The following is a 26,305-nucleotide window of genomic DNA, read 5'->3' on the forward strand; positions in this document are numbered from 1 at the left end:
CTTCTTCCCACCGCAGACGCTGAGATCCTGGCCACGGAGCTGCTTCATCGTGACCCCGCGGTGACAGGGCGTGACGCCGTCTGCGTGGTCGTCGCCCACGGCTTCTCCGGATCGATCGGGCGGCCCGCGCTGCGTGCTGTAACAGAGGAACTGCGCCGGCACGTGGGTGTGCTGTCCATGGACCTTCGAGGTCACGGCAGGTCGACGGGCACCTGCACCTTCGGGGACCGCGAGGTCCTGGATGTCGACGCGGCCGTGGGTGAGGCACGTCGCATGGGCTACCAGAAGGTGGTCACGATGGGGTGGTCCATGGGTGGCGCCGCCGTTCTGCGGCACGCCGGCCTCGCGATCTCCGGAGAGGTCACACACGGACACCGGCTTCGGTACCGGCCTGATGCAGTCGTCTCGGTCAGCGCGGCGAGCCGGTGGTTCGTCCGCGACACGGCGCCCATGCGGCGCATCCACTGGTTCGCCGAGACGGCGCCCGGGCGGATCGCCGCCCGGGTCGGGCTCGGAGTGCGGATCGCGACGGACCCCTGGCCGGCCGTGCCCGCCTCGCCCGTCGAGGTGATCGGGCGGATCGCGCCAACCCCTGTCCTCATCGTGCACGGTGACCGCGATGCGTACTTCACTGTGGAACATCCACGTGCGCTGGCGGCCGCCGCCGGTGACACCGGGCAGCTGTGGCTCGTGCCCGGTTTCGGGCACGCCGAGGCCGGCGTCGTCCCGGGGCTGGTCGATCGAATCGGGGCACACCTGCCCGATCTGCTCGCCGGTCGCCCGGAGTGGACGCAGTGCGCGCGACGGATGGCGCGGGAGACCGGTCCCGCGCCGACCCGGTGACCGCCGTCCAGGCGCGAACACCCGGGCGACCAGCCGGGCGACTACGGCGACGATTACGGCGAAGCGAGGGATGCGCAGTGGCACGCATCGTGGTCAGGTACTGGGCGGCGGCCCGGGAGGCGGCCGGTGTCGAGCAGGACGAGGTGGACGCGCCGACGCTCGCCGTGGCGCTGGATGACGTCGCGCGCCGCCGCGGCGCCGCCCTCGCCACGGTGTTGGCCCGCTGTGCCTTCCTGATCGACGAGATGCCGGTCGGTCGACGCGACCCGCAGGACGTCAACCTGCGAGAAGGGTCGGTGGTGGAGGTGCTGCCCCCGTTCGCCGGGGGGTGAACACGACGGAAGGACACGTACGTCCACCCAGGGCAGTGGATTCCGGTTCGCTCGCCCGTGGCAGCATGGTGCGGTGCCTGTTCCCGAGCCTGGCTCGTCCGGACTGTCCGGATCTTCGGACGTGGTCCGGCCAGCCGGCGTGGCCGCGCTGCCGGGTGAGGCCGGGCTCGCCACCGCCCTCGCGGGTGCGGGTGCGGTCGGCGCAGGTATCGCGGTGCTGGTCACGGGCGCCGCGTTCGCGGCGATCGCCGGCCCATGGGCGCTCGCGGGTGTGGTCCTCGTGGCACAGATAGCGCTGGCCTGGGCCTGGACGGGGGCCCTGCGCGCCTCCGCGGGAACGATGGTGGTGGTGGCGGGCAGCGCGCTCGCCTGCGATCTCGCCGTGCTCTGGCCGCTCGGTGGCGACAACGCTCACGGCTACGGCGCGCACGGCTACGACGACAACGGCATCGGAACGGTCGCGGGCGTCGTGGGTGTGTCCCTCGGTGTCACGGTCCTCTACCAGCTGGCCCGCCGCCTACGCGGCGGCGCTACGCCGGCACCGGGTGTTTCGGCGGCGGGCGTGCCGGCGGTCGGGGCAACCGGTACGGCCGCAGCCGGCGCCGTCGCGGCCGATCGTGTCCAGCGGGCTGCCGACAGGGTGAGCGGCGACATGACCGCCGCGCTCGGCGGGGCCGGCATCGCCGCCTTCCTCACCGGCTTCCTGGTGTTGCGCGCCGAGGCGGGTGCCGAGCACCCCGCCGACGAGATGGTCATCGCGGGCCTGCTCGGTGTCGGTGCCGCGGTGCTCGTCGGCCGTCTGGTGACGGCACTGCTCGCAGCCACCTTCGCGCGCGGTCCGGGCATGGTCCCGGGCGCCGTGCCGGATCCGGATGCCGTACCGCAGACGGATGCCGTACCGGATTCGGATGCCGTTCCGGGCCTCGGTCGGGCGCGGGTGTGCGCGGTCGTCGGCGCGGTGTCCGCGGCTGCCGCGGGCACCGTGGCGGGGGTGATCTTCGGCGAGTTCACGGGCCTCGGTGTCGCCACCGCCACCGTCCTCGCCGCGGCCGGCGGTGTGGCCGCCGCCTGTGTCGCGTCGGCCGGATTCGGCGGGGCGCTCACCGCACCCCGCCTCGGCCCCGCGGCCGGGATGCTGCTGGACGTGCTGCTCCCGCTGGCATTGGCAGCACCCGTCGTGTACCTCCTCGGTCGTCAGCTTCCCGGATGAGCCGCACCGCGCGGCGGGGCCTGATCGCCTTCAGCGTCACGATTGTCGTGGCGCTGGTCATTCTCGGTGTGCTCGACCGGGTCGCGGCCCGGGTCGTCGCGGATCAGATCGCCACCAGGGCACAGGCCTCGCAGAACCTCGCCGAGCGGCCGACGGTGTCGCTCGGCGGTTTTCCGTTCCTCACCCAGGTCACCGCGGGCAGGTACCGTCACGTGAACATCGAGATCCGCGGTTATGAGCGGGACGGCGTCCGGGTCGACCGGCTCCGCGCGGAACTGGCCGGCGTCCACCTGCCGCTCTCGGACGTCCTGAACCAGGATGTCCAGCAGGTACCGGTCGACCAGGTGAAGGCACAGGTCGACCTCACCTTCGACGACCTCAACGCCTACCTCGCGACGCAGAACCCACCCGCCAGAGTCGCCCCGGCCGGGCAGGGCCTCGAGATCAGCGGAACGGTCGAGGTGCTGGGCTCGCAGTACCCGGTCTCGGGTATCGCCGACATCGGTGTGGCCGCCGACTCGGTCACCTTCACTCCCCGCGACCTCACGGCAGGTCTCGGCGCGGTGATCCCGACCCAGCTGTTGGAACCGCTGCGGGAACTGCTCACCGTCAAGGTGCCGGTCACCGGGCTGCCCTTCAACATGGGGCTGCGGTCCGTGGTGGTGGGTGCCGATCGGCTCACGTTCACAGCGGGCGGTGAGAACGTGCTGCTCGATGCCGACCTGGCGCAGACCGGGGTGCCGGCCGGCTCCTCGGGTCTCTGAGGCGGCGGGCCCGCGCCATGGACCCCGACCTGGGCCCAGCCGTGGATCTGGTCGCGGAGCTCGCCGCGCTCGGCCAGGTGCCCGGTGAGGTCGCGACGCTGCTGCAGTTCTCGACGGCCTTCTGCGCGCCCTGCCGGGCCGCGCGGCGCCAGCTGGCAGACGTCGCGGCGCTCGTGCCCGGCGTGCGGTATGTGGAGATCGACGCGGAGTCCCACCTGGAGCTGGTGCGGCGTCTGGGCATTCGCAGCACCCCGACGGTGGTGATCCTCGACGGGTCGGGCACCGAGGTGCGCCGGGTGACCGGTGCCCCGCCGACGAAGGCGGCGGTGATCGCGACCCTGGCGTCGTTGGTCGAGGTCGCACCCGGAGATCGGGAGCCGGGCCCAGATGGTGCCCCGGTAGATCTTTAGGGTAAGGGTTAACACAGAAGTGACATTCGCTGCTACCGTGACACGAACCATGTGCAGCGTCCTGCTTGTGAAGCGCCGCGCGGTCGACCTGTGCCGCGTGGGCAGCTGCTTGTGTTGCGGTTCCTGACAGCGCGTTGACCTAGTCCGCGCCCGGGTTCCTTGGGCGTACCGAGCGAGCCTCGACCTCGTACCTCCGCCTGCTCCGCTCCGTCTCCGTCCCCTGCTTCGCCTCGGGCCGCGGCCTGCCGCAACGCCACCTCCGGGCACCGTCCCGGATGCCATACCTGTCTCGTCCCCTGTTCCGCAACCGCGAAAGGAACGCGCGCATGAGCCGCGAGAACGCGCTGGTCAACGCGACCTGGGCAGAAGAGCACGCCAGCGACCCCAAGGTCGTGCTCGTGGAGGTCGACGAGGACGTCTCGGCCTACGACAAGGGGCACATCCCCGGCGCCGTCCGGCTCGACTGGAAGTCCGAGCTGCAGGACCCGATCATCCGCGACTTCGTGAACAAGGAGCAGTTCGAGAAGCTCCTGTCCGAGAAGGGCATCGCGAACGACGACACCGTGGTGCTGTACGGCGGCAACAACAACTGGTTCGCCGCCTACGCCTACTGGTACTTCGTCCTGTACGGCCACGCCGACGTCCGCCTGCTCGACGGCGGCCGCAAGAAGTGGGAGCTGGACGGCCGCGAGCTGACCCCCGACGTCACGCCGCGTCCGGCGACCAGCTATACCGCCTCCGAGGCGCGTACCGACATCCGGGCCTTCCGCGACGAGGTCATCACCGCGATCGGCTCGAAGAACCTGGTGGACGTCCGCTCGCCCGACGAGTTCTCCGGTCGCCTGCTCGCCCCGGCGCACCTGCCGCAGGAGCAGTCGCAGCGGGCCGGCCACATCCCGACGGCCAAGAACGTCCCGTGGGCGAAGACCGCGAACGAGGACGGCACCTTCCGGTCGGACGACGAGCTGAAGGCCCTCTACGCCGAGGTCGGGGTTGACCTGACCAAGGACACCATCGCCTACTGCCGGATCGGTGAGCGTTCCGCGCACACCTGGTTCGCCCTGCACGAGCTGCTTGGTCTCGCGAACGTGAAGAACTACGACGGCTCGTGGACCGAGTACGGCTCGCTCGTGGGCGTGCCGATCGAGAAGGGCGCCTGATCATGTGCGGTGCGACCAGTGGTGGACCATCTGTGGAAGGAATTGACGTGGCCAAGGAAACCGTGATCCAGGGAGTCGTGGTCTCCGGCGGTGAGCCGGTTTCGACTGGTTACGCCCGCCTGCTCGACTCCGGTGGCGACTTCACCGCCGAGGTGCCGCTTTCGGCGACCGGCCAGTTCCGCTTCTTCGCGCGTCCTGGCGAGTGGACGGTCCGCGCCCTGGTTCCGGGCGCGACCGGCGAGCGCAAGGTCGTCGCCCGCCAGGGTGAGCCGGTCGACACCCAGGTCGACGTCACGGTCTGAGGCCGGCCATGGTCTGAGGCCGGTGGTGGCCAAGGGCCACGGCCCACGCGGCCACGGCCCACGCGGCCGGTAGATCGCAGGTTCGGCAGCGGCCGGGTTCCGGGAGCACGTTCCCCGGAGCCCGGCCGCTTTTTCGTGTGTGTGTGCGTGTGGGCGTGGGTGCCTGAGTGGGTGATCGCGACCCGGGTCGACTTGCCGTGGTCCCGTCGTCGGGGGTAAAAATATAAGTGTCATGAGCTGACAGTTGTCCGATGGTGGCGTATGTTCGTCCATGACACCACGATCCGGGGGGATCGAGGTTGTCGCGGATGGGGCGCGTGGCATCGGGCGGCGGTAGCAAGGGGCGTAAGGGGGGTGTCGGCGGTGGCTGAGGCGGAGGGCCTGCGCGAACGGAAGAAGCGGCGCACCCGTCAGACGATCATCGAGGTGGCGCACGAGCTGTTTCAGGAGAAGGGCTTCGACAGCGCGACACTCGAGGAGATCGCCGCGGGAGCGGACGTGTCGGTGCGCACCCTGTTCCGGTACTTCACCGGCAAGGAGGCGATCGCGCTCGCACCGTTGGACGAGATGGGCGATCTGACTGTTGCGGCACTGCGCCGCCGGCCCGCCGACGAGCCGCCGCTGACGGCGCTGCGATGCGCGGCCCTCAGCGCCTGGGCGCTGATGTCGCCGGACGGAGGCTCGTTGCGGCGCTACGCCGATCAACTGCTGCCCAGTGACGAGGCCACCCCACTGGCCGGCGCGGTGCTGAGCCGGCTGATCGTCATCGGTGACCGTCTCGCCATGGAGCTTGTCGACAACGAGGTGCTCCTGGTCGGCGGTGGAACCGGAGGCGGCGCCGGCGTCGACGGGTCGGTTGCCGGCACCGTGCCAACCCAGGCGAGCCTTTCGACGGTCACCGAACTGGACGCCCAGATGATTGTCGTCAGCTTTCTCGGTGCCATTCAGGTGGCAATCCGCTCCTGGTGCCGATCGGGCAGTACGGACCTGGTGGAGCTTCTCGCCGTGGTGGAGAAGTGTCTCGATCGGATCTGCCTCAGAACCTGAACCGCCCGTGCTGGCCGCGCCCGGCCAGCACCAGAAAATCATCCGCCGGCCCAGTGGGCCGGCGGAAGCGCGAAATTCAGGCACGCCAGCAAGTGCTTCAAGGTCGGACCAGAGCTGGCGACGCGGTTGCGTTCATCCAGAAGACGCAAGGATTAATCATGTCTGTCTCCCGGGTTTCCGAGGCAATCGGGCACCATATTCCCGAGCAGGTTGTCGATGCTTCCGCCGCGGTACGTGACCAGGCGGAACGCGATGTTCGCGATGTTCGCGACGTTCGTGACGGCGCGGACCGGCTGGCCGGCGCGCTGCGCCGGGCCACCCAGCACCTGCTGTCCCTGCAGGACAGCACCGGTTGGTGGAAGTTCGACCTGGAGAGCAACACCACCATGGATGCCGAGGACCTGCTGCTGCGCGAGTTCCTCGGAATTCGTACGGAGTCCCTCACGGCGGCCTCCGCGAAGTTCATTCGTTCCCGCCAGCTGGCGGACGGCTCCTGGCCGCAGTACTTCGGTGGACCGGGTGAACTGTCCATCACGGTCGAGTCCTACATAGCCCTTCGGCTGGCTGGTGACGAACCGTCGGCCCCACATATGGAACGTGCTGCGTCCTGGATCCGGGAGAACGGCGGAGTTCCCGCCACCCGGGTGTTCACCAGAATCTGGATGGCTCTTTTCGGCTGGTGGCGCTGGGAGGATCTGCCCGTGCTGCCACCCGAGATCATGCTGCTGCCCCACCAGGCCCCGCTGAGCATCTACTCGTTCGGATCCTGGGCTCGGCAGACCATTGTTCCCCTTACCATCGTCTTCGCGCTCCGTCCGGTCCGTCCGGCACCTTTCGGCCTGGAGGAGCTGTCGGTCGACGATCCGGATGGTTCCGGTTCCACGACGTCGGTGGCCGCTGGAACCGGCGCCGGTGCTGGAGCCGGTGCTGGGTCCGGCGTTGGTGCCGGGGGCGGCAGTGGCGGTGCTGGCCACGGTGTCAGCGCGGGTGTCGGATCCGCGCTGCGCGGCATCCTTGGGCTGCGCGGCATGGTGCCGCTTGGCTGGAAGCCCTTCTTCCGGTGGGTCGATGCCGGGCTGCACCGCTATCACCATCACCCGATCGGCCCGCTGCGCCGGCACGCGATGCGTACGGCGGAACGCTGGATCATCGCGCGGCAGGAGGCCGATGGCTGCTTCGGCGGGATCCAGCCGCCGGCCGTGTACTCGATCATCGCGCTGCGGCTGCTCGGCTATGACCTTGCGCATCCGGTGCTGAAGGCAGCGCTGGAAGCTCTCGACGACTACTCGGTCACCCTCCCCGACGGGGCGCGGATGATCGAGGCCTCGCAGTCTCCCGTCTGGGACACGGCGCTCGCGGTGAACGCGATCGTCGAGGCGGGCGACGTCATCGGCATCGAGCCGGACGACCCGGCGCTGCTGCGGGCCGCCGACTGGCTGCTCGGCCAGGAGATCCGTGATCGCAGCGGTGACTGGCAGGTGAACCACCCGGACCTGCCCGGCGGCGGCTGGGCGTTCGAGTTCGAGAACGACACCTATCCCGACACCGACGACACCGCCGAGGTACTCCTCGCTCTGCGGCATGTCCGTCATCCCGCGCCAGAGAAGATCGAATCCGCAACCGATCGGACCGTGACCTGGCTGCTCGGCCTGCAGTCCAGTGACGGTGGATGGGGCGCCTACGATTCGGACAACACCAGCACGCTTGTCTACAAGATTCCGTTCGGTGACTTCGGCGCCCTCACCGATCCGCCGTCTGCGGACGTCACCGCCCACGTTGTCGAGGCTCTCGTCGACGCCGGGCTGACCGAGGATCCCCGGACGCGGCGTGGGGTGTCCTGGCTGCTGGACCATCAGGAGTCGGACGGTTCGTGGTTCGGCCGCTGGGGCGTCAACCATGTCTACGGCACCGGATCCGTCCTGCCTGCGCTGGCCGCCGCAGGGCTGGCGCCGACCCACCCGGCCATCGGCGATGGCGTCGCCTGGCTGCTGTCCCGCCAGAACTCCGACGGTGGGTGGGGTGAGGACCTGCGTTCCTACAGCGATCCGCGGTGGAACGGCAGGGGCGTGTCCACAGCGTCGCAGACGGCCTGGGGGATGCTCGGGCTGCTGGCGGGAGAGCAAGGGCCCGACGTGGCGGTGGCGCTCGCACGGGCCGCGGACTGGCTTGCCGAACAGCAGCGCCCGGACGGGACCTGGGACGAGGACCAGTTCACAGGCACCGGCTTTCCGGGGGAATTCTACCTCAACTACAACGGGTATCGCCTGATCTGGCCGGTTCTGGCCCTCGGTCGTTACGGCCACTCCCTGCGGACGTCGCCCCCGCCGACAGTCGTGGACCCGAAGTCCCGGCCCGGCCACTAGTCCGAGCCTGGCGCGTCGACCAGCTCGACATGTCAGTCAGCTCGACCAGCTCGGCATGTCAGTCAGCTCGGCGTTGTCGAGGGCTGGCTCGGCGTCGTCGGCTGGCTCGGCATGTCGGCTAGGTCGGCGCGTCGCGGGGGGCGGGCAGGTCGCGAGGGTGCGCGGTAGTCCGCGGCGGACCATCGAACGGGATGCTGGTGGGGACCGCGAAGGCCATCGGGCCCACGGTGAAGTGGCGCAGGTCGTTATCGGTGGCGAAGGTCGCCGCGGCACTGCGATCCGGGAACGGCGCGACCACCCGACGGACCGTATTTCGGCCCGCCTCCTCGAACTGCACCACGGCGAAGAGCATCTCGGACTCCGGCATCATGCGATCATGAAAGCGCATTGCAATCGCGCGGTGAACGTGACGTGTCGTGTGCCATCAGTGGTCTGCGCTGCGCGTGCAGAAAGACGTCGCCCGCCTCCCGCACGTGCGATGAGCACATGCGGGAGGCAGTATGCGCCTCTCAGCAGGCATTTGGCTCAGCACACGGCTAGTACACGAGGGCCTGGACGTCCTCCGCGAGGGCCTCGCTGACGAACACCGCGGCGCCGGCGATGCGGATCCCTGGAATCACGTCCTCGGGACCGAAGGAGCGCCGTGCCGCACACTGGGTGCAGACGGTGACCCGGCCGCCGGTCAGAACCGCGTCCAGCAGGTCGGTGAGCGGTGCAGACTCCGGCAGGCTGAACTCCGCGGCACGCCCGGGAAGAGCGAACCAGGCTGATTCACCCGTCAGCCACAGCGAGACATCCACACCGGAGGCCACGGCCACCGAAGCCACGGTGAAGGCCTGAGAACAGCGTTCCGGGGCGTCGGCACCGGCGGTCACCTTGATGACAAGCGAGCGGGTCACCCGCCCAGTGTGCCCTGCCTGGTACACGGCTGCGGAGCGTGCAGGAGGTAAGCCTAGGCTGTGCTCCGTGCTGCACTACTTCGCGAGCGGTCTGCTGGTGGCCATGGCGATGCTCATCGCCTGGTTCTCCGGGTACGCCGTCTACAAGCTGTACGGGGGCCGGCGCTGAGCGGGCCGGCGCGCAGACAGGGCAGGAACGCGCAGGTGAGCGCGCCGACGGCAGAAGGGCATGGGGGGAGCGGGAAGCCGATGGGTACCGACACGACCGGCGACGTGCGGACGGGCAAGGGGGCGTCCTCGTCAGAGCTTCATCCGAGTCTGCTGCCCTTGGCGTTCCTCGTCGGCACCTGGCGCGGTGAGGGCGTAGGGGGCTATGAGGGCATGGAGTCCTTCCACTACGGCCAGGAGATCACCTTCGCCGCCGACGGGCGTCCAGCGCTCGGCTATGTGTCGCACACCTGGTGGGCCGACGAGCCTCGGGACGGCCGGGAGCCGGGCAGCCCCCTGGCCACCGAGACGGGATTCTGGCGGGTGCAGCCACCCGCCACCGAGCCCGGCCCCGACGGCAAGGTGAACCGCAACCCGATCGTCGAGGTGATGCTGGCCCACCCGTTCGGCATCGCCGAGATCTACGTCGGGACCATCGCCGGCACCAGGGTGGACCTCGACTCGAACGTTCTGATCAGAACCACCACCGCCCGTGAGGTCACCCGCTCGGTGCGGCTGTACGGCCTCGTTGAGGGCGGCGATCTGGCGTATGCGATCGACATGGAGGCCAGCGGCAAGCCACTCCAGTCCCACCTCTCGGCTCGTCTTCACCGCGTGAAGGAATAATCCGGCCGGCGGTGAAGCAGCCACCCGGCGGAGGTGTGGGCCTCCTCTGGGTGTTTCGATTCCGCGCGGCCATGGCTCCCGCCTGGTGATCGGGTGCATGATCTGACTCGACCTGGGTTTTCGGCACCCGACCTGTCGCGTCAGATTTCGGTGCGGGCCTCTGTGGGCATCGCCCGCTTCCTGCTTTGCTACTAACGACCGGCCGAGGTGAACCACCGACCCCAGCGAGGGGAAACTGTTTCCGTCCTGCTGGAACATGGGCTGTGGTTCTGGGCTTCCTGTCGATGATGGTTCGTGTCGACGTGGCCATGTATGTGGCGGCGTTACGCGGGTCGCGCGGCGGATCCGCTGTCGGCGGCAAGCTTGGCGCGCCAGGCGCGTTCGCGTTGGATGGCGCCGGCGAAGCCGATGGCGATGGCCGGGTCGAAGTTCTCGTCGGCGTAGGTGCCGACGCAGCCCAGCAGCCGGTCGATCTCGTCGGGGGTGATCGCGCTGAGCGGGACCTGCCCGGTGAGGAAGATGTCGCCCATGCTGTCGATCGAGAAGTGCACTCCGTAGGTGCGGGAGTTCCGGCTCAGCAGGAAGCCGTAGGTGCCGGCGGCGTTCTCCGCCGGAGCGCGCATGAAAAAGGCCTCCACGAGCAACGTGTGGTCCTGCACCACCAGCCACGTCATCGTGCGCAGCTTGTGTTCGCCCTCCAACGTCACCAGGAAGGCGCCGGTGTCGGAGTGTTCGTAGGCGACACCGAGGTCGTCCAGCCCGGCTTTGATCAGCTTGTCGAGACGTTCGCGCTCGGCGACGTCGATGGAGGGCGTCATGTCGTCAGACTGCCACGGCGCTCGGCGCGATGGCGGCCTGGTAGCTGCGCAGGACACCGCGTGCGGTCGCGGTCCAGCCGAAGCCCGCGGCGCGGGCCCGGGCGCCCGCGGCGAGATGCCGTCGCCACCGCTCCTCGGTGAGGATGCGTTCCAGTGCGGTGGCGTAGTCCGCCGGCTCCCAGCCACGGATGAGGACCCCGGACGTCCCGTGGTCGACGGCGGTGCGCAGGCCGCCGACGGAGGCGGCGACCACCGGGGTGCCGCAGGCCTGTGCCTCGACGGCGACCAGACCGAAGCTCTCGCTGTGGCTGGGCACGACCACGGCGGTGGCCGCGCGGTACCAGGAGGCGAGCTGATCGTGCGGTACGGGTGGCTGGAAGTGGACGATGTCGGTGATGCCGAGCTCCGCGGCAAGCTTCACCAGGGCGTCGGGGCGTTCGAGCCCGGAGCCGCTGGGTCCGCCGACCACGACCACGGCGAGCTGGCTGCGTCGTTCCGGGTCCCGGCGGATGAGCTCGGCCGCGGCGGCGAGCAGGACGTCCGGAGCCTTGAGCGGCTGGATACGTCCGACGAAGAGGAGGAGCTGCGTGTCGGGGTCGAAGCCGAGCCGGGCTCGCGCGGCCCGTTCGTCGCCGTCGCCGGCCGGCCGGAAGACATCCAGGTCGACGCCGGGGGCGACCACGTCCACTGTGTCGGGCGGGGCCCCGTAGAGGTCGACGAGGTGACGGCGCTCGGTTTCCGTCGAGGCGATGAGGCGGCTTGCGCCCGAGATCACCTCCTGCTCGCCATGCAGGCGCAGCTCCGGTTCCGGTCGGTCGCCGTCCGCGAGCGAGGCGTTCTTGACCTTCGCCAGGGTGTGGGAGGTGTGGACCAGCGGCACGCCCCACCGCCGGGCGGCGGAGAGGCCGACCTGGCCGGACAGCCAGTAGTGGGAGTGGACCAGGTCGAACCAGCCGGCGTCCTGCCCGGCCTCGGTGCGTAGGACGTTCGCCGTGAACGCGCACAACCAGGCCGGCAGCTCGGCGCGGCCGATGTCCTCGAACGGGCCGGCGGGAATGTGCCGCACCGTCACACCGGGGGCGATCTCGGCGGTCGGCGGCAGCTTGCTGCTGACCGCGCGGGTGAACACCTCGACCTCGGTGCCGAGCGCGGCGAGCTGGCGGCTGAGCTCGATGATGTAGACGTTCATGCCGCCCGCGTCACCGGTTCCCGGCTGCTCGAGCGGCGACGTGTGCATCGAGAGCATCGCCACCCGTGACGGTGACCTCGGCGTCCTCTGCGTCCTCGGCGCAGCGGCGTCACGCCGGTCCGGCGGACGGCCATCGACCAGGTGCACCAACCACCTCCACTAGCGACCAAGCGGACGACCTGCGCCAACGTCATTCAACCCGGGCGGCGGCCCTCCTATGCCCGCCCGGCACACTCGGCATGAGCTGTATGTGCCCGTACCGGGTGGGCGCCATCCGACCGACCCTGTGCGAACAAGGGATTCACGGCCGGGGTTTCGAGAGGGATGTGAGCGGAGTGACAGTTTCGCGGCGCCGGCCGCGCCTGGCCGCTGGCCGTGCGCGGGCGCTTGGTCTGCCCACCCGGGGCACCACGGCGCCGAACCGGTTGCGCCGGGTCGACCGGTGGCTGGCGTCGGCGGGATGGTCGGTGCTGCGGCGTGCCGCGGACCCGCTCGTCGTCGATCTCGGTTTCGGATCGTCGCCGGTCACCACCGTCGAGATGTACGACCGGCTCCGCCCGGTGCGGGCCGACGTCCGGGTTGTCGGGCTGGAGTTGGCGCCGGAACGGGTCGCCGCCGCAGAACCGGCTGCCCGCCCGCCCGGGCTCACGTTCGCCCGCGGCGGATTCGAGCTGGCGGGCCTGCGGCCCGTCGTCATCCGGGCGATGAACGTGCTGCGTCAGTACGAGGAGGGCGCGGTCGAGTCGGCCTGGGCCGCCCTGGTGGGACGCCTGCAGCCCGGCGGAATCCTGGTGGAGGGGACCTGCGACGAGATCGGCCGCCGGGCCTGCTGGTTCGCTCTTGGGCCCGATCGCCGGCCGCGGAGCCTGACCTTCTCGGCGCACCTGGGGAGCCTGACCCTGCCGTCCGACCTCGCGCCGCGGCTACCCAAGAGCCTGATCGCGCGCAATGTGCCCGGTGAGGACGTCCACGCGCTGCTCACCTCGTTCGATGCGGCCTGGGAGCGTTCGGCGCCGCGAGGCGCGTTCGGGCCGCGACAGCGTTGGATCGCCGCCGCCGGGCTGCTGCGCCGGGACGGCTGGCTGGTCCTCGACGGCCCGCACCGGTGGCGGCTCGGTGAGCTCACCGTCGCCTGGCCGCCCGGTCCCGGGCCCACACCGCCCGGCCTCGGATCTATGCCGCTGGATGCCGGGCGCACGCGGCTGGATGCCGGGCCCACGCCGCCCGGCCCCGAGGGGTTGCCGCCGTCCGGCGTGGGCTCATCGTGGCTGGAGAGCGCCGAGAGCCTCGGTGAAGACACGGAGCATCGCTTCGTCGAACAGGACGAACCTGGCCTCCTTGACGGAGGTGGGAGCCGTGAGCACGGTGGTTAGCGCGATGTCGGCGGCATCGCGGGCCGGCCAGCCGTATGCGCCGGCGCTGACGGCTGGCAGGGCGACGGTGCGTGCGCCGATCTCATCCGCCACCGCGAGGGCCTGCGTGTAGCAGGAACGGAGCAGATGGGAACGGTCCTGCCCGGGCGCGTGCACGGGGCCGACGACGTGGATGACGTGGCGGGCCGCCAGCCGGCCGGCCGTGGTGGCGACCGCGCCGCCGGTGGGCAGCCCGTCGGGCAGCGCGCCGGCCCGGAGCCGCCGGCAGGCCGCGAGGATCTCGGGCCCGCCAGCCCGGTGGATGGCCCCATCGACCCCACCACCACCGAGTAGCGACGAGTTCGCGGCGTTCACAATCGCATCGACGGCCTGGCTGGTGATGTCACCCTGGAGCAGGCTCACCGTGACCATACGGACACTCTAACCGACTCCCTCGGTTTGCCAGATGTCAATGGCCTGCGATGCGATGGGTCTGTGGCGGAACTGGTCGTGCTCGAGTTCGACAGCAGGCAGCAGGCGGAGGAGGTCTGGGCCCGGTGTCAGCGAATGTCCCGGGCGGGCACCATCAACCTGGCGGACGAGGCCCTGGCCTGGCGTGACGACGACGGCACGGTGCAGGTGAGGCACCTGACGCACCGGACCCGGTCGGCGGCGCTGAGCGGCGCGGCGTGCGGGAGCGCGGTCGGCGCGCTCTTCCTCGCGCCGATGGTCGGCCTGCTGGTAGGTGCCGGGTGCGGTGCGATCGCGGGACGGCTGCTGGTGACCGAGCCGATCGACGGCGCCATGGTCCGCCGGGTCGTCGGCTGTCTCCAGCCAGGTCGTGCCGCCGTGTTCCTGCTCGTCCGGCGGTCCCATCCGGCGGTGGTCGACGCGCTGCGCGAGTACCGGCCGATGGTGATCAGGACGTCGTTGTCCCCGGAACGTGAGGGGGCCCTGATCCGCGCGCTGCGGGGCGAGCCGACCGCACGCTGACGGTGCTGGCCGCGCTGGCCGCGCTGACGATGCTGACGGCGCTGGCCGTTCTGGCCCCGGGGAGCGGCCCCGGGGCCAACCTGGGCCCAGAACGTCGGCTCAGCGCACCGCTCAGGAGGTGGAGGTCAGGACACCGGACGTCGGGTCGGGGCGATCTTGTCGAGCACGCTGAGATCGTCCGGGCGCGGCTGCCACTGGCCGGCGGCGGCGTTGGCCCGGATCTGCTCGGCGGTCGTCGCACCGGCGATCACGGAGGCCACCCCGGGCTGGGCGGCGAGTCCGCCGATCGCGACGTCGAGCAGGGAGCGGTCCCGTTCCCGCGCGAAGGCCTCCAGCACCTCGACACGGTCGAACAGCTCGTCGGTGAGCTCGTCCTGACGTCCCGACAGGCGGGTGCCGGGCGGTGGCATCTCGTCACGCCGGTACTTGCCGCTCAGCACGCCGTTCGCGAGCGGGAAGTAGGGGATGACACCGATGCCGTACTTGAGGGTGGCGGGCACGAGCTCGGCCTCGGGCTCCCGGGTGAGCAGGTTGTAGTGGTTCTGCGCCGAGATGAAGCGGGTTGTTCCGGACGCGCGGGCGGTCCACTCCGCGTCCGCCACCTGCCAGGCGTCGAGGTTGCAGGAGCCCACGTAGCGGACCTTGCCCTCCTGGACGAGCTCGCCGAGGGCCTCCAGGGTCTCCTCGATCGGGGTGAACGGGTCGAGGGAGTGGAGCTGGTAGAGGTCGATGTAGTCCGTCTGCAACCGGCTGAGCGATCCCTCGACGGCCTTGCGGATGTAGCGGCGCGATGCCCGCGCGTTGAAGTCCTGGCCGTACATGCCGCCCATGTCCTTGCCGACCTTGGTGGCGAGGACGACATCGTCGCGCCGCCCACGCAGCACGTGCCCCAGCAGCGTTTCGGAACCGCCCTTGTTCCCGTAGGTGTCGGCGGTGTCGAAGAAGTTGACGCCCGCATCCAGTGCGGCGTCGACGACGGCGCGGGTACCGGAGAGGTCCACCCGCGAGCCGAAGTTGTTGCAGCCAAGCCCAACGACGGAGACCATCAGGCCCGAAGAACCCAGGGGACGATAGCGCATGCCCCGATACAACACGCGCACCACGAACCGGTGGCACTCAGGGGGCCTGGTTCGTGGTGCGCGGAGTCGGCGGGTTGGCCGTGTTGTGTGCTGGTGGTCCTTTTTGTGTGGCTGTGCTGCTTTCGGGTGCCCGTGAGCGCTGCTACCGGGTGACCGCTGCTACTGGGTGACCGCGTCGCTGATGGCGCGTCCGGTCGCGCTGGCCGCGCGGCGCGTCGAGGTGCGAGCGGCCCGGGTCTGGCTGGCTGCCGTCCGTGTGCGCTTGACGGCCTCCTCGGTCGAGGGGCTGCGGCGGATGCCCGCGACGCGCTTCTCGCCGCGGCTGGCGAACGAGTTGTAGAGCTCGGTCGCCCGGCCCTGCAGGTCGGAGATCTGGGAGCCGACCGTGATCGGCAGCGCCAGGACGGCCGAGCTGACCTGGACGGGTACCCGGACCGCCTGGGCGGGAATCTGGCTCACCCGGTCCGAGATCCGGCGAACCTCTGTGCCGTAGGCCGCGGGAAGCGTCAGGAGCTTCTCGACCGCGGCATCCGCGGCGCCGACGGAGGCGTAGAGCGGCTTGCGGACGTCGGAGCTGGGCGCCGGAACTTCGCTCTTTGCCTTTGCGCTGGTTCGGGTGGTGGCCATGTGATCTCCTAGTGATCTCCGCTGATTGTGATGTTGTTGGGTCAGGTGGTGCTGTCGTCCTGCGGCGGCGCCGATGCCGTGGTGGGTTCGCCGCCGGCCTCCGCTGCCGCCGTCTTGGAACCAACGGCGTTGGAGCCTTTGGCGGCGGTGGCCGACGTGCGCTTCGTACCGCTGCTACGCGGCGTCCTGCTCCCGGCCCCCGCCTTCGAGGCCGAACGGGCGGCGCCGGCGGTGCGTCGGGTGCCGGCCGACGCTGACCTGCGCCCGGCCGGCCTGGCGGCGCCGGATCCCTCGCCGCCAGAGCTGTCAGATCCGTCAGAGCTGCCAGAGCCGTCCGGAGCGGACGTACCGGATGGTTTCGGCGGGGTGGTGCCGGCCTTCCGGGTCCTCCGCACCTTGCCGGCCCTGGGTGAGACGGCCTCCGCGCCGGATTCCACGGCCGGTGCTTCTGGAGCAGCCGGTGCTTCTGGTGCAGCCGGTGCTTCTGGTGCAGTCGGTGCTTCTGGTGCAGTCGGTGCTTCCGGAACGGCCGGCGCCTCTGGCTTCAGGCCGCTGGCCGTGGGAAGTGGGGCCTCGGCCGGCTTCGCGCCCGAGGACGCCCCGGTGAGCGCGTTCTCCCGGCGGAACGCGTCGTAGATGTCGACGATGACCTGCTTCTGCCGCTCGGTCAGCGTGTCGTCGGCGTGCACGGCGGCGATCAGATCCTCGCCGCCCTCCCGTTCCTCCAGAATCCCGGCCTGCACGTAAAGAACCTCCGCGGAGATCCGCAGCGCCTTCGCGATCTGCTGGAGGATCTCGGCCGACGGCCGGCGCAGGCCGCGCTCGATCTGGCTCAGGTAGGGATTGCTCACGCCGGCCTGCCGCGCGAGCTGACGCAACGAGATCTGCGCTCCGCGCCGCTGCTCACGGATGAAGTCGCCGACATCCTTCACGTGGATTGCCGCCACGGCAGTCACCCACCTCCGCAACTACGCCCTGACACCCCGGACGATACGGCCGCATGCTAGCTCTGGCAAGCGGACAGTTAGCACAACCGCCGCGTTCGGAGTGGTGTCGTCGGCGGCGAGACGCGGATGTGGCCGGCTCAGGTGGTCTCGCTCGGGTAGATGGATCGGGCTAAAAGGGGCAGCGGGTCACCTGGAAAGCACGAAGAGTGGAGGATTCTGGCCGTCGGAACGACGAAAACCCTCCACTCTTCGGACCCGCCCGCCCAGGTCGGCACGGCAGAGCCCACCACAGCACCGCCGCACGCACCTGCGAAGGAGGCGCGACTAGCTCTGCTGCTCGGCCTGGGCGAGCCAGGCCCGCTGGGTGGCCAGCGCGCTCTCGGCCTCCGCGATCTCGCGGGCCCGCCCGTTGGCCCGGGCCCGCTCCAGCTTCGCCTCGAGCTTCGTGATCGACTCGCGCAGCTTGCGCAGGAACGGTGACTCCTCGATCTCCCGCCGGTCCCAGCGGGCGTCCGAGGCCTCACGCAGCTTGTCGCCGATGGAGCTGAGCTGGCGCTCCAAACTGTTCACAGCGTCACGCGGGACATGCCCGATGGCATCCCAACGGTCCTGGATCTCCCGGTAGCGGCGCAGTGACCGCTCGACGTCCGCGGGGTCGAGCGCGGTCGCCTCGGCGAGCAGCTCCTCCTTGCTGGCCTGGTTGGCCCGCAGCTCCGCGTCGCGCTCGGCGTTGACGGCGTTGCGCCGGCTGAAGAACGCGTCCTGCGCGGCGCGGAACTGGTTCCACAGCTCGTCGTCGACGTCCTTCGCGGCCCGCCCGGCCGACTTCCACTCGACCATCAGAGCCCGGTAACGCGCCGTCGTCGCACCCCAGTCGCTCGAGCCCGAGATGCTGACCGCCTCGGCGATGATCGCTTCCTTGCGCTCCCGGGAGCGGGTGCGCTGGGTGTCGAGCGCGGCGAAGTGTGCGGTTCGGCGGCGGGTGAACTCGTCACGGGCCACCGCGATCCGCCGCCACAGCGCCGAGTCGGTCCGCTTGTCGACACCGGTGATCGCGCGGAAGTCCTCGCCGATGGTGCGGAAGCGCTCGCTGGTCGCCTTCCACTCGGAGCTGCGGGTGAGCTGCTCCGCCTCGGCGACCAGTTCCTCCTTCGCCGCGACGGCGGCGGCCACCCGCTGGGCGCGCTGGGCCGCGAGCTCCGTGCGCCGGACGTCCGTCGCGGCCAGGACCGCGTCGAGACGGGCGGCGAGGGCGCCCACATCACCGACCACGGCCGCCTCGGCCAGCCCGTCGCGCAGCCGCCGGGCACTGCCGGCGATGCCGGCGGGGTCGACGCCGCTGACGGTCAGCCGCCGCTCCAGCAGCACCACCTCGGCGGCCAGGTCGTCGAACCGCCGGCGGAAGTGTGCGAGACCTTCCTCCGGACTGCCCGCGCGCCAGGAACCAACCGCCCGCTCGCCCTCGGCGGTGCGGAGGTAGACCGTGCCGTCGGACGAGACTCGGCCCCATTCGCTCTGGTCGTTGCTTACCTGGTCGCTGCCGCCGGTTCCGCCGGGACGTCCGTCCCCGTCGTGGTGGCGGGCAGCCGCATCAGGCCCGGTGCCCAGGCGTGCGCTGTCGTCGCGTCCGCCGTCGCTGCGGTCACTCATCGCGTTCCCGAAGATCGACATCAAGATGCCTGTCATTGTTGCAGGCATTCGGCCAGAAGGGGACCGTCGGCGGGCACCGGATCTGGCGCAGCGCCCGCGCGCCGTGCCGCCAGCCGCGTCGGGCCCGCCGGAGCCCGTGGTCGCGGCGAGCGCGTCGCGCGTCGCGGCACCCGTGCGGCCCGGTGGCCTGGCGGCGTTCGGGCGCCCGGCGGTGGCCTGCGACCAGGCCTGGCTGCAGGCCTGCGAGCGGACTGGCGGTGGCTCGGCGGTGGCCTGGCGGTGTCCTGGTAGTGGCGCGATTGTGGACTGGTTGCGGGCTTGGTTGCGGGCCGGCGGTAGGGGCCGGCGGTGGCCTGGCGGTGTGGGCGGGTGCCGCGACCAGCGTCACGCCCGCACCTGCGCTGCCCGGGCAGCCCGCGCCTCACCAGGCTGTGGCGGGAATGACCCGGGCTGTTCATGATTTCCACACACCCCGGTGCGTGCGTGTCGCTCCGGCCGGGGCCAAGATGCATAACCGTGGCGGAGGGTACGGGAGCCGGACGGGATGGCTGGCGGGCGGCCGCACTGGTCGCGCCGGCATTTGTCGGGCTGTGCGTGTTCGTGATCGGGCCGGCACTTGTGTCCGCCTTCGTGGCCGGCACCGACAAGAAACTGACCGGTCTCGACTTCCACTGGGTCGGGACGGCGAATCTGCGGGAAGCACTGGCGGACCCGGATCTGGGGCGCGCTGTCCGTAACACCCTCGTCTACTGCCTGCTGACGGTTATTCCGTCCGTGCTGCTCGGCCTGCTGCTGGCGCTGGCGGCGGAGCGGGTCACCCGGGGCCGCCCGCTGGTCCGCTTCGCGCTCTTTCTGCCGGCCAGCGCGAACATGGTCGCGATGGCCGTGGTCTTCAAATACATCTTCGACAGCAACCCGGACGGACTGGCGAACACCCTGGTCGGGGTCGTCGGTATCGACCCGGTGGACTGGCTGGGCGACAAGGCCACCGCCTTGCCGGTGGTCGCGCTCGTCGGTGGCTGGCGCCTGACCAGCCTGGTGTTCGTGGTCTACCTCGCGGGTCTCACCGCGATTCCACGGTCCGTCCATGAGGCGGCGGATGTGGACGGGATCCGTGGGCTGGCCTGCCTGCGCCACATCACCCTGCCGCTGTTGGCTCCCACGACGGTGTTCCTGGCGGTATTCGTCACCGTTCTGACGCTGCAGACATTCGAGACGGTGGCGGTGCTGACCGAAGGCGGACCGCTGGACTCCAGCACCACGATCATCTACTACATCTATGAGGTCGGTTTCAAAGGCTCCTACCGGATCGGCTACGCGTCGATGATTGCTCTCCTGCTGCTGGTGGCAGTGGTGCTTCTCGGCGCCGCGGGCGCGTTGCTGGGCCGCCGGCTCAGAACGGCCCGGGAGGACGCCGCGGCGGGCACTGACGCCGGCGCGCCGACACCGGCTGTCACCGTCCCCGCGGCCTCCGGTGCGGGTTCCGCGGGCGCTGCCTCCGCGGCGGAAGGACGCCGATCGTGACGGGCCGGGATGCGGGCCCGGGCGCGAGGTCGAGGTCGAGGGTGAGAGCGAGGTCGAGTGTGGGTTCGGGCCTGGGCACCGGTGCGGTGGTGAGCCCGCCGCTGCGCCCGGCCCGGGCGGTGTCGACGACGGCGCGGTTCGCGTTTCTCGCGGTCGGTGTCACCGCCGCGCTGCTCCCGTTCGTGTGGATGCTGCGCACGGCCCTGGGCCCACCGCAGAACGCCCTCACGTTCTCGTCCAACCCGCTGCCGTCCTCGGTCAGCTTCGACTCGTTCGAGAACGCCTGGACGGCGGCCGATCTGGGGTCGGCGCTCGTCACCGGTGTCCTGGTCAGCCTGGCGATTCTGGCGCTGCAGCTGATCACCGCGATCCCCGCGGCGTACGCGTTCGCCTGGGTGCCGTTCCGTGGCCGTTCGGTGCTCTTCGGTGTCGTGCTTGCCACCCTGCTCGTCCCGCCGCAGGTCACGGCTGTCCCCAACTATGTGACGATTTCGGCGCTCGGGTTCGCCGACACCCGGGTCGGCCTGGTCCTTCCGTTCATGAGCCATGCCGCCGCGATCTTCCTGCTGCGTCAGTACATGACGACGATTCCCGCGTCGGTGCTGGAAGCGGCACGGATGGACGGGCTCGGGACCTGGCGCACCCTGCGGCTGGTCATCGTCCCGCTCTGCGCACCGGCGATTGCCACGGTCAGCGTGTTCAGCTTCCTGCTCTCGTTCAACGAGTACCTTTGGCCGCTGCTGGTCGCGCGGTCGCCCGACATCGCCACCCCGCCGCTCGCGCTGGCCGGGCTCGCCACGAAGAACTCGGCGTTTCCCGACTTCGCCCAGCTCGCCGCGGGATCATTGATCATCAGCCTGCCGACGCTGCTCGTGTTCGTCGTCGCCCAGCGGCGGCTGTCGGCGGGGATCTCGGGCACTGGGCAGGCGGCATGATCACTGGTATTCGAACTCTCCGTGGCCGGACACTTCGGAACCGAACACTGCGCGACCGAACTCTCCGTGGCCGACGCGCGGTGCCGGTCGCCGCGGCGGCGCTGCTCACCCTCGCCGCCTGCGGCGGAGGCGGCTCAGCACCGCCTGATCCGGCCCGGAGCCTCGGCCCGACGGCGCGTTCCGCGACGACCGGGGTCGACGACGCGACGGGCTCGAAGGCGTCGTCGCAGTGCGCCGCCGCGGTCAGAACCCTGCGGCTGTACACGATCGAGAACCTCGAGAACGTCGCCAGGTCGGGCAAGGCCGCCATGGAGAAGGCGCATCCGGGGCTCACGGTGGAGCTCGTCACATCGGCCACCAGCTACGCCGGGCTGGCCCAGCAGCTGAGCACGGACTCCGCCGCCGGCCAGCGGGCCGACGTCGCGGTCGCCGGCCTCGACCTGCTGCCGGAGTTCGCCGGGCGGCTCGGTGCGCAGGAGCTGTCGCCGCGGCTGCTGCGAGCCTCCTACGACCAGCGGCTGGTCGGGCTCGGCCAGATCGGCGGCCGCCAGATCGGGATACCCCAGCAGGTCTCGACCCTGGCGCTGGTCTACAACCTCGACGTCCTGGAGAAGGCCGGGGTTGATCCCGGCTCGCTCACGACCACCGCCGGCGTGCTCGCCGCGGCCGAGAAGATCGCGACGTCCGGGCAGGACGTCCAGCCCATCGACATCCCGACCGGCCAGCAGTTCGGTCAGTGGGTGCTGAACACCCTCGCCAGCTCCAAGGGCGCGCCGATCCAGGGCGACGACGGCCGGCCCCGGCTGGACACGCCGCAGGCCCGCGAGGCGGCGCAGTTCCTCGCGAAGGCCGCCACCTACGGACCACAGTCGACCGATCCGACGAACCAGGGCCTGCTCCGCTTCGGGTACCGCAAGGAGACCGCGATGACCGTGATGACGGTCGAGTCGCTCGCCGGCGGGCTGAAGTTCATCCAGGACCAGGGGGCGCGTGGCTTCCGGGCCGGTGCGGTGCCGTTCCCCACGCTGCCCGCGGGCAGGCAGGCACCGGTGGCCCGCGGCAACGCGCTGACCGTGCTGGCCACCGACCGGTGCCAGCGGGAGATGGCGACCGAGCTGGTCGTCTCCCTGCTCGCCCCGGACGTCGTCGCGGCGAGCACCGAGTCGTTGAGCTACCTGCCCGTCGACTCCGACGCGCTGGCCCGGCTGGCGCCGTTCTACCGCCAGTACCCCCAGCTCGCCGCGTTCAACGAGCTGGCACCGTCGCTGGTCGCGCCACCGTCCTGGGCCGGCGCCCGTGGCCCGGAGCTGCCGCAGGCCATCAACAACCAGGTCGTGCGCATCATGGGCGGTGCGGACATCGACCAGACCCTGGCAGCGGCCCAGGCAGAGGCAGAGAGCTTCAACCAGTGACGACACACGCGGTCATCGCCACCCCGGGCGCGCAGGTCGACGCGGTCGGCATCGGCCGGGACTTCGGTTCCGTGCGCGCGCTCGCGGGCGTTGACCTGACGATCGCCGCGGGCGAGATCGTCGCCCTGCTCGGCCCGTCCGGTTCGGGCAAGTCGACCCTGCTGCGCATCCTCGCCGGCCTCGAGCAGCCGACCACCGGCGAGCTGCGCTTCGACGGCCGCAGCCAGCTCGGAGTCCCGCCGCACCAGCGGGACGTCTCGATGGTGTTCCAGCACTACGCGCTCTATCCGCACCTGTCCGCGCAGGACAATCTCGTGCTGGCGCTGCGCTACGGCCGCGGGATGTCACGCGCGGCGGCGCGGGCGCGTGCCGACGAGACGCTGCGCATGCTCGGCATCGCGGAGCTGGCCCGCCGCCGGCCGGCCCAGATGTCCGGCGGCCAGCGCCAGCGGGTGGCCATCGGCCGGGCGCTGGCGACCCGGGCCCGGGTCGTCCTGCTGGACGAGCCGATGTCCGGGCTCGACGCGAAGCTGCGGGTCGAGCTCCGGGTGGAGATCGTCGACCTGCTGCGCCAGCTCGGCACCACGGCCGTCTTCGTCACCCACGACCAGGCCGAGGCGATGGCCGTCGGGGACCGGGTGGCGGTCATGAACCAGGGCGCCATCGAACAGATCGCGACGCCCGACGAGATCTACGACCTGCCGGCCACCCGTTTCGTGGCGACCTTCGTCGGCAGCCCGCCGATGAACGTGCTCGAGGGCACATGGGCCAAGGGCCGTCTGAACGGCCCGGGCTTCTCCGTGGCGGCGCCGCCGTCCGCGGTCGCCGTCGGCGTTCGGCCGGAGCACCTGCGGCTGGTCCGAGCCGGGGATTCCCCCGGGACCTCCCGGGACGTCCCCGGCTCGTCCGCCGGCCCGGGTGCCCCGGCGGTGTCGACCGGTGAGGTGACAGGTCGGCCGGCCGGCGGCGCGGGAGGCCGGGCGGCGGGCGAAGCGGCCGGTCAGACCGCCGGTGGTGCAGGTGGAGCTGCTGGTGCGGCCGGTCGGGCGGCGGACAGGGCGGCGCACGGCGCCGGTCCGGACGCGCCGGACAGCGGGTTGAGCCTGCACGGGCAGGTTGTCGTGGCGGAGCGGCTCGGCGCGGAACGGACCATGTTCGTGCGGTCCGCGGCGGGCATGCTCGGCCTGCGGGTGGACGTCAGTGTCCCGGTGGTGCCGGACGAGGTCGTGACGGTGACCGCGCCCGCCTCGGCGTTGCTGTGCTTCGGGGCGGACGGCCGCTCCCTTCCCGTGCCCGCCGCTCGGCAGCCGTCCTGACGTCCTGCCGTCCTGCCGTCTCGATCCGTAGCCAGCTCGAAGAGCGAAGGTTTTTGGCCGCCCTCGAGCCCGTAGCGAATCCCGAGCCTCGGGACGCCGTTGCTGCCGGGCAAGTGTTGAGGATCGTGGTCGTCGGCGCGACCGAAATTCCATGATCTTCGAGCGGCGCCGATCTCGGTCGACGTGATTTCGCGACGGGCACCCTCGCGACCGGGATCCTTCGCTCCTGTCCGGTGGCAATGCCAGCCGCGGCGGCGGCCTGCGGCCTTGTCTGGTGGCAACGTCGGCATCCCGCGGGCGAGCATGGCCTGGCTCCTGGCGCGTCCCGGAGGTCCTTCGGCTCGGAATTTGTGTTCCGGAGTTACTGTGGAGATCTTCCGTTGTTCGAAGTGTCTGTCGGCGAGCTCAGGGATGGACCTTTGCCCCTGTTGGTCGGGCCTTCGATGATGAAGGCTTATTCCGGGCAAAGGTGACGTTCCCGTGTCGCAGGCGGCTTGGCGCGCGGCTGACGGGAACAACTGCACCGGTTTGCTCGGCGCGCCGTTCCCTGTGGGGAGTCTGGTGGTGCCGAGGGTGCGTCGCCCGAATTTTTCGGGCGCATCCGACGACGGGATAGTCATCGGACTTGTCCGATGATGGGCCGCATCTCGCTTCTGCGGGACGATGCCGGGCATCGTCGCACGCGGGTTGATGGGCGAAGCGTGCAATCACAGCGCTGAAGTGGTCCGTGTGTGACCTCTCTGCGCACATCGCACTCTCCACACCCCTGGGTCACAAAGATGTCGCGACATAGCGTTGCGAGCTGGTCACGCAATCGACTGTGTCAGGGACCCAGAGGAGATGCGCCGATGCTGACGGATAACGCCCATGCCTGCACTCACCCACTGGCCTTCGTCCGCGCGCAGCGTGGGTGGTCCTACCAACGGCTTGCCCGCGTCGTCGCGCGTCGCGCCCGAGATCTCGGCGTCGCGAACATGGCCGCGGAACGCCAGAAAGTCTGGCGGTGGGAGCACCGCGGGGTCGTCCCCGACCGGGTGTCCCAGCTGGCGCTCGCGGCCGAGCTCGGCGTGCCGGCCGACCGGCTGGAATCCCACCCGTGGCCGGCCTGGCTGCCCACCGGTGACGCGGTACGCACCGAGTACCCGTGGACGTCCTCGGGCAGCGTCACCGCTCTCATGGACGTCGTCGAGGACGCGCTGACCGACCGGCGTGGCTTCCTCACGATCACCGGTACCGGTGTCGCCTCCCTGTCCGCGGAGTGGCTCGGCCTGGAACCGGCCCGGATGCAGGCGGCGCTCGCGGGCGGCCGGGTCGACGAGCAGATCGTCAACCGCATCGAGCACAACATCCCGGGCCTGCGGGTGATGGACGAGCGGCTCGGTGGTGAGAGCGTCCGCCGCCTGGTCGACGCCGAGCTCGGGGTGGTCGCCGACCTGCTCGCCCGCGGCTCCTACACCGAGGGGATCGGCCGCCATCTGCACCTGGTCGCCGCCGAGCTCGCCCGGTTCGCGGGCTGGGTCTCGTTCGACGCGGGCTTCCAGACGGCGGCACAGCGGTACTGGGTCACCGCGTTGCACGCCGCGCACGCCGCGGGGGACCGGCTGCTCGGGGCGAACGTCCTGAAGAACATGTCCCTGCAGTGCGTCGACTTCGCCCGGCCGCGGGAGGCCGTGGACCTGGCGGAGGCCGCGGTCGCGAGCGCGCGGCGGGCGCCGGGTCGGGTCGCGGCGATGCTGCAGATGCGCCGGGCACGTGCCCACGCGGCGCTCGGCGAGTCCAGTGCCTGCGCCCAGGCACTCGCCTGCGCGGAGGCGGCGTTCCTCGAGGCACGTGCCGAGGACCCGGCCTGGTCCGCCTACTTCGACGAGGCCGAGTACCAGGCCCAGGTCGGAAGCTGCTACATCGACCTCGGCCACCTCGTGCACGCCGATCGCTGGCTGGAGCGGTCGCTGGCGATCCACTCCCACCAGCGGACCCGCGACCGTGCCACCTATCTGCTGCGGCGTTCCGCGGTCCAGATCGACCTGGGCAACCTTGACCTCGGCTGCGAGCTCGCGAAGGACGCGGTGCCGATGCTGGAGGCGACGCGTTCGAAGCGGAACAGCCGGCGGGCCGACGAGGTCCGCCGGCGGCTGCGGCGGCACTCGGCCGACCCGCTGGCCCGGGAACTGGACCAGCTGCTCGCCCGTACCGCCTGAGCAGCGACGACGTGCCATCCTCTGCTTGCGCCCGAGCCAGTTCGGCGGCTCGGGCCGTTGGTCGGGGGTGGCGCGCCGTCGCCGCCACCCGCCCGCCGCCG

The 26,305-nt window shown here is 70.9% G+C and carries 27 protein-coding genes; 18 read left to right on the forward strand and 9 right to left on the reverse strand.

Annotated elements, in window-relative coordinates:
- Nucleotides 1-60: 60 nt before the first annotated feature.
- The 10 genes from AWX74_RS03385 to shc all read left to right on the forward strand — a co-directional run bounded on the left by AWX74_RS03385 (nucleotide 61) and on the right by shc (nucleotide 8,431).
- Nucleotides 61-843 carry an alpha/beta hydrolase gene (locus tag AWX74_RS03385; RefSeq protein WP_242666057.1) on the forward strand — a complete coding sequence of 261 codons (783 nt, stop codon included), beginning with the start codon at nucleotides 61-63 and terminating at the stop codon, nucleotides 841-843.
- Between the two features lie 77 nt (nucleotides 844-920).
- Nucleotides 921-1,175: a MoaD/ThiS family protein gene (locus AWX74_RS03390; RefSeq protein WP_091271484.1), complete on the forward strand. Its 255-nt coding sequence runs from the start codon at nucleotides 921-923 to the stop codon at nucleotides 1,173-1,175.
- Nucleotides 1,176-1,296: 121 nt separating this feature from the next.
- Nucleotides 1,297-2,385: a hypothetical protein gene (locus AWX74_RS03395; RefSeq protein ID WP_091271486.1), complete on the forward strand. Its 1,089-nt coding sequence runs from the start codon at nucleotides 1,297-1,299 to the stop codon at nucleotides 2,383-2,385.
- Nucleotides 2,382-3,149: an LmeA family phospholipid-binding protein gene (locus tag AWX74_RS03400; RefSeq protein WP_091271489.1), complete on the forward strand. Its 768-nt coding sequence runs from the start codon at nucleotides 2,382-2,384 to the stop codon at nucleotides 3,147-3,149. Before AWX74_RS03395 ends, AWX74_RS03400 begins: the two co-directional genes overlap by 4 nt.
- 17 nt (nucleotides 3,150-3,166) lie before the next feature.
- A complete protein-coding gene (locus AWX74_RS03405; RefSeq protein ID WP_091271491.1) occupies nucleotides 3,167-3,559 on the forward strand; it encodes a thioredoxin family protein in 393 nt (130 codons plus the stop codon).
- 49 nt (nucleotides 3,560-3,608) lie between these two features.
- A complete protein-coding gene (locus tag AWX74_RS42380) occupies nucleotides 3,609-3,686 on the forward strand; it encodes a putative leader peptide (RefSeq protein WP_369809810.1) in 78 nt (25 codons plus the stop codon).
- Nucleotides 3,687-3,885: 199 nt separating this feature from the next.
- On the forward strand, nucleotides 3,886-4,719 hold the full coding sequence (locus tag AWX74_RS03410) for a sulfurtransferase (protein WP_054568022.1): 834 nt from the start codon (nucleotides 3,886-3,888) through the stop codon (nucleotides 4,717-4,719).
- Between the two features lie 2 nt (nucleotides 4,720-4,721).
- The gene (locus AWX74_RS03415; RefSeq protein WP_006542398.1) at nucleotides 4,722-5,021 is read left to right on the forward strand and encodes a DUF1416 domain-containing protein; all 300 of its coding nucleotides are present in this window, start codon (nucleotides 4,722-4,724) and stop codon (nucleotides 5,019-5,021) included.
- Between the two features lie 363 nt (nucleotides 5,022-5,384).
- Nucleotides 5,385-6,068 carry a TetR/AcrR family transcriptional regulator gene (locus AWX74_RS03420; protein ID WP_091272038.1) on the forward strand — a complete coding sequence of 228 codons (684 nt, stop codon included), beginning with the start codon at nucleotides 5,385-5,387 and terminating at the stop codon, nucleotides 6,066-6,068.
- Nucleotides 6,069-6,226: 158 nt separating this feature from the next.
- Nucleotides 6,227-8,431 (forward strand): squalene--hopene cyclase, encoded by a 2,205-nt coding sequence (shc, locus tag AWX74_RS03425; RefSeq protein WP_091271494.1) that lies wholly within the window; start codon nucleotides 6,227-6,229, stop codon nucleotides 8,429-8,431.
- A gap of 118 nt (nucleotides 8,432-8,549) precedes the next feature.
- On the opposite strand, the gene AWX74_RS03430 is transcribed toward shc, so the two are convergent.
- Nucleotides 8,550-8,801: a hypothetical protein gene (locus AWX74_RS03430; protein WP_091271497.1), complete on the reverse strand. Its 252-nt coding sequence runs from the start codon at nucleotides 8,799-8,801 to the stop codon at nucleotides 8,550-8,552.
- A gap of 166 nt (nucleotides 8,802-8,967) precedes the next feature.
- Nucleotides 8,968-9,330, reverse strand: coding sequence for a DsrE family protein (locus AWX74_RS03435; protein ID WP_054568020.1), 363 nt, complete (start codon nucleotides 9,328-9,330; stop codon nucleotides 8,968-8,970).
- A 249-nt stretch (nucleotides 9,331-9,579) separates the two neighbouring features.
- Between AWX74_RS03435 and AWX74_RS03440 the strand changes: the two genes are divergently transcribed.
- A complete protein-coding gene (locus AWX74_RS03440) occupies nucleotides 9,580-10,164 on the forward strand; it encodes a nitrobindin family protein (protein ID WP_091271499.1) in 585 nt (194 codons plus the stop codon).
- Between the two features lie 323 nt (nucleotides 10,165-10,487).
- On the opposite strand, the gene AWX74_RS03445 is transcribed toward AWX74_RS03440, so the two are convergent.
- Nucleotides 10,488-10,982, reverse strand: a complete 495-nt coding sequence (locus tag AWX74_RS03445; RefSeq protein ID WP_091271501.1) for a type III secretion system chaperone family protein — start codon at nucleotides 10,980-10,982, stop codon at nucleotides 10,488-10,490.
- Between the two features lie 4 nt (nucleotides 10,983-10,986).
- A complete protein-coding gene (gene mshA, locus AWX74_RS03450; protein ID WP_091271503.1) occupies nucleotides 10,987-12,318 on the reverse strand; it encodes a D-inositol-3-phosphate glycosyltransferase in 1,332 nt (443 codons plus the stop codon).
- 188 nt (nucleotides 12,319-12,506) lie between these two features.
- On the opposite strand from mshA, the gene AWX74_RS03455 reads away from it, so the two are divergent.
- A complete protein-coding gene (locus AWX74_RS03455; protein ID WP_242666058.1) occupies nucleotides 12,507-13,544 on the forward strand; it encodes a class I SAM-dependent methyltransferase in 1,038 nt (345 codons plus the stop codon).
- Here the strand turns inward: AWX74_RS03455 and AWX74_RS03460 are convergent.
- Nucleotides 13,431-13,955: an O-acetyl-ADP-ribose deacetylase gene (locus tag AWX74_RS03460; protein WP_091271506.1), complete on the reverse strand. Its 525-nt coding sequence runs from the start codon at nucleotides 13,953-13,955 to the stop codon at nucleotides 13,431-13,433. The two genes, AWX74_RS03455 and AWX74_RS03460, sit on opposite strands and share 114 nt — an antisense overlap.
- Before the next feature lie 78 nt (nucleotides 13,956-14,033).
- On the opposite strand from AWX74_RS03460, the gene AWX74_RS03465 reads away from it, so the two are divergent.
- Nucleotides 14,034-14,516: a DUF1269 domain-containing protein gene (locus tag AWX74_RS03465; protein WP_091272040.1), complete on the forward strand. Its 483-nt coding sequence runs from the start codon at nucleotides 14,034-14,036 to the stop codon at nucleotides 14,514-14,516.
- 125 nt (nucleotides 14,517-14,641) lie between these two features.
- Here AWX74_RS03465 and AWX74_RS03470 read toward each other — a convergent pair whose 3' ends face one another.
- The 4 genes from AWX74_RS03470 to AWX74_RS03485 form a co-directional block, all read right to left on the reverse strand.
- Nucleotides 14,642-15,562 carry an aldo/keto reductase gene (locus AWX74_RS03470; RefSeq protein ID WP_235498068.1) on the reverse strand — a complete coding sequence of 307 codons (921 nt, stop codon included), beginning with the start codon at nucleotides 15,560-15,562 and terminating at the stop codon, nucleotides 14,642-14,644.
- A gap of 192 nt (nucleotides 15,563-15,754) precedes the next feature.
- On the reverse strand, nucleotides 15,755-16,222 hold the full coding sequence (locus AWX74_RS03475) for a hypothetical protein (RefSeq protein ID WP_054568013.1): 468 nt from the start codon (nucleotides 16,220-16,222) through the stop codon (nucleotides 15,755-15,757).
- A 41-nt stretch (nucleotides 16,223-16,263) separates the two neighbouring features.
- Nucleotides 16,264-17,169, reverse strand: coding sequence for a helix-turn-helix domain-containing protein (locus AWX74_RS03480; RefSeq protein ID WP_091271508.1), 906 nt, complete (start codon nucleotides 17,167-17,169; stop codon nucleotides 16,264-16,266).
- A gap of 324 nt (nucleotides 17,170-17,493) precedes the next feature.
- Entirely contained in the window at nucleotides 17,494-18,855 is a 1,362-nt protein-coding gene (locus AWX74_RS03485) for a DUF349 domain-containing protein (RefSeq protein WP_226931067.1), read from the reverse strand.
- 480 nt (nucleotides 18,856-19,335) lie between these two features.
- Between AWX74_RS03485 and AWX74_RS03490 the strand changes: the two genes are divergently transcribed.
- From AWX74_RS03490 to AWX74_RS03510, 5 genes are all read left to right on the forward strand, one after another.
- Nucleotides 19,336-20,343, forward strand: a complete 1,008-nt coding sequence (locus AWX74_RS03490; protein WP_242666059.1) for a carbohydrate ABC transporter permease — start codon at nucleotides 19,336-19,338, stop codon at nucleotides 20,341-20,343.
- A gap of 59 nt (nucleotides 20,344-20,402) precedes the next feature.
- Entirely contained in the window at nucleotides 20,403-21,278 is an 876-nt protein-coding gene (locus tag AWX74_RS03495; protein WP_091271514.1) for a carbohydrate ABC transporter permease, read from the forward strand.
- An 80-nt stretch (nucleotides 21,279-21,358) separates the two neighbouring features.
- Nucleotides 21,359-22,690 carry an extracellular solute-binding protein gene (locus tag AWX74_RS03500; protein ID WP_397311815.1) on the forward strand — a complete coding sequence of 444 codons (1,332 nt, stop codon included), beginning with the start codon at nucleotides 21,359-21,361 and terminating at the stop codon, nucleotides 22,688-22,690.
- Entirely contained in the window at nucleotides 22,687-24,006 is a 1,320-nt protein-coding gene (locus AWX74_RS03505; RefSeq protein ID WP_091271516.1) for an ABC transporter ATP-binding protein, read from the forward strand. Before AWX74_RS03500 ends, AWX74_RS03505 begins: the two co-directional genes overlap by 4 nt.
- An 848-nt stretch (nucleotides 24,007-24,854) precedes the next feature.
- Nucleotides 24,855-26,204 (forward strand): NsdA family TPR-like regulatory protein, encoded by a 1,350-nt coding sequence (locus tag AWX74_RS03510; RefSeq protein ID WP_054568007.1) that lies wholly within the window; start codon nucleotides 24,855-24,857, stop codon nucleotides 26,202-26,204.
- Nucleotides 26,205-26,305: the final 101 nt, after the last annotated feature.

The sequence above is a fragment of the Parafrankia irregularis genome, assembly GCF_001536285.1.
Lineage (GTDB): Bacteria > Actinomycetota > Actinomycetes > Frankiales > Frankiaceae > Parafrankia > Parafrankia irregularis.

Excerpts from the sequence above, each read along its gene's own strand:
- AWX74_RS03400 (WP_091271489.1), top strand. The coding sequence starts at position 2,382 with ATGAGCCGCACCGCGCGGCGGGGCCTGATCGCCTTCAGCGTCACGATT.
- AWX74_RS03405 (WP_091271491.1), top strand. The coding sequence starts at position 3,167 with ATGGACCCCGACCTGGGCCCAGCCGTGGATCTGGTCGCGGAGCTCGCC.
- AWX74_RS42380 (WP_369809810.1), top strand. The coding sequence starts at position 3,609 with ATGTGCAGCGTCCTGCTTGTGAAGCGCCGCGCGGTCGACCTGTGCCGC.
- AWX74_RS03410 (WP_054568022.1), top strand. The coding sequence starts at position 3,886 with ATGAGCCGCGAGAACGCGCTGGTCAACGCGACCTGGGCAGAAGAGCAC.
- AWX74_RS03415 (WP_006542398.1), top strand. The coding sequence starts at position 4,722 with ATGTGCGGTGCGACCAGTGGTGGACCATCTGTGGAAGGAATTGACGTG.
- shc (WP_091271494.1), top strand. The coding sequence starts at position 6,227 with ATGTCTGTCTCCCGGGTTTCCGAGGCAATCGGGCACCATATTCCCGAG.
- AWX74_RS03430 (WP_091271497.1), bottom strand. The coding sequence starts at position 8,801 with ATGATGCCGGAGTCCGAGATGCTCTTCGCCGTGGTGCAGTTCGAGGAG.
- AWX74_RS03440 (WP_091271499.1), top strand. The coding sequence starts at position 9,580 with ATGGGTACCGACACGACCGGCGACGTGCGGACGGGCAAGGGGGCGTCC.
- AWX74_RS03445 (WP_091271501.1), bottom strand. The coding sequence starts at position 10,982 with ATGACGCCCTCCATCGACGTCGCCGAGCGCGAACGTCTCGACAAGCTG.
- AWX74_RS03460 (WP_091271506.1), bottom strand. The coding sequence starts at position 13,955 with ATGGTCACGGTGAGCCTGCTCCAGGGTGACATCACCAGCCAGGCCGTC.
- AWX74_RS03470 (WP_235498068.1), bottom strand. The coding sequence starts at position 15,562 with ATGGTCTCCGTCGTTGGGCTTGGCTGCAACAACTTCGGCTCGCGGGTG.
- AWX74_RS03475 (WP_054568013.1), bottom strand. The coding sequence starts at position 16,222 with ATGGCCACCACCCGAACCAGCGCAAAGGCAAAGAGCGAAGTTCCGGCG.
- AWX74_RS03485 (WP_226931067.1), bottom strand. The coding sequence starts at position 18,855 with ATGACAGGCATCTTGATGTCGATCTTCGGGAACGCGATGAGTGACCGC.
- AWX74_RS03510 (WP_054568007.1), top strand. The coding sequence starts at position 24,855 with ATGCTGACGGATAACGCCCATGCCTGCACTCACCCACTGGCCTTCGTC.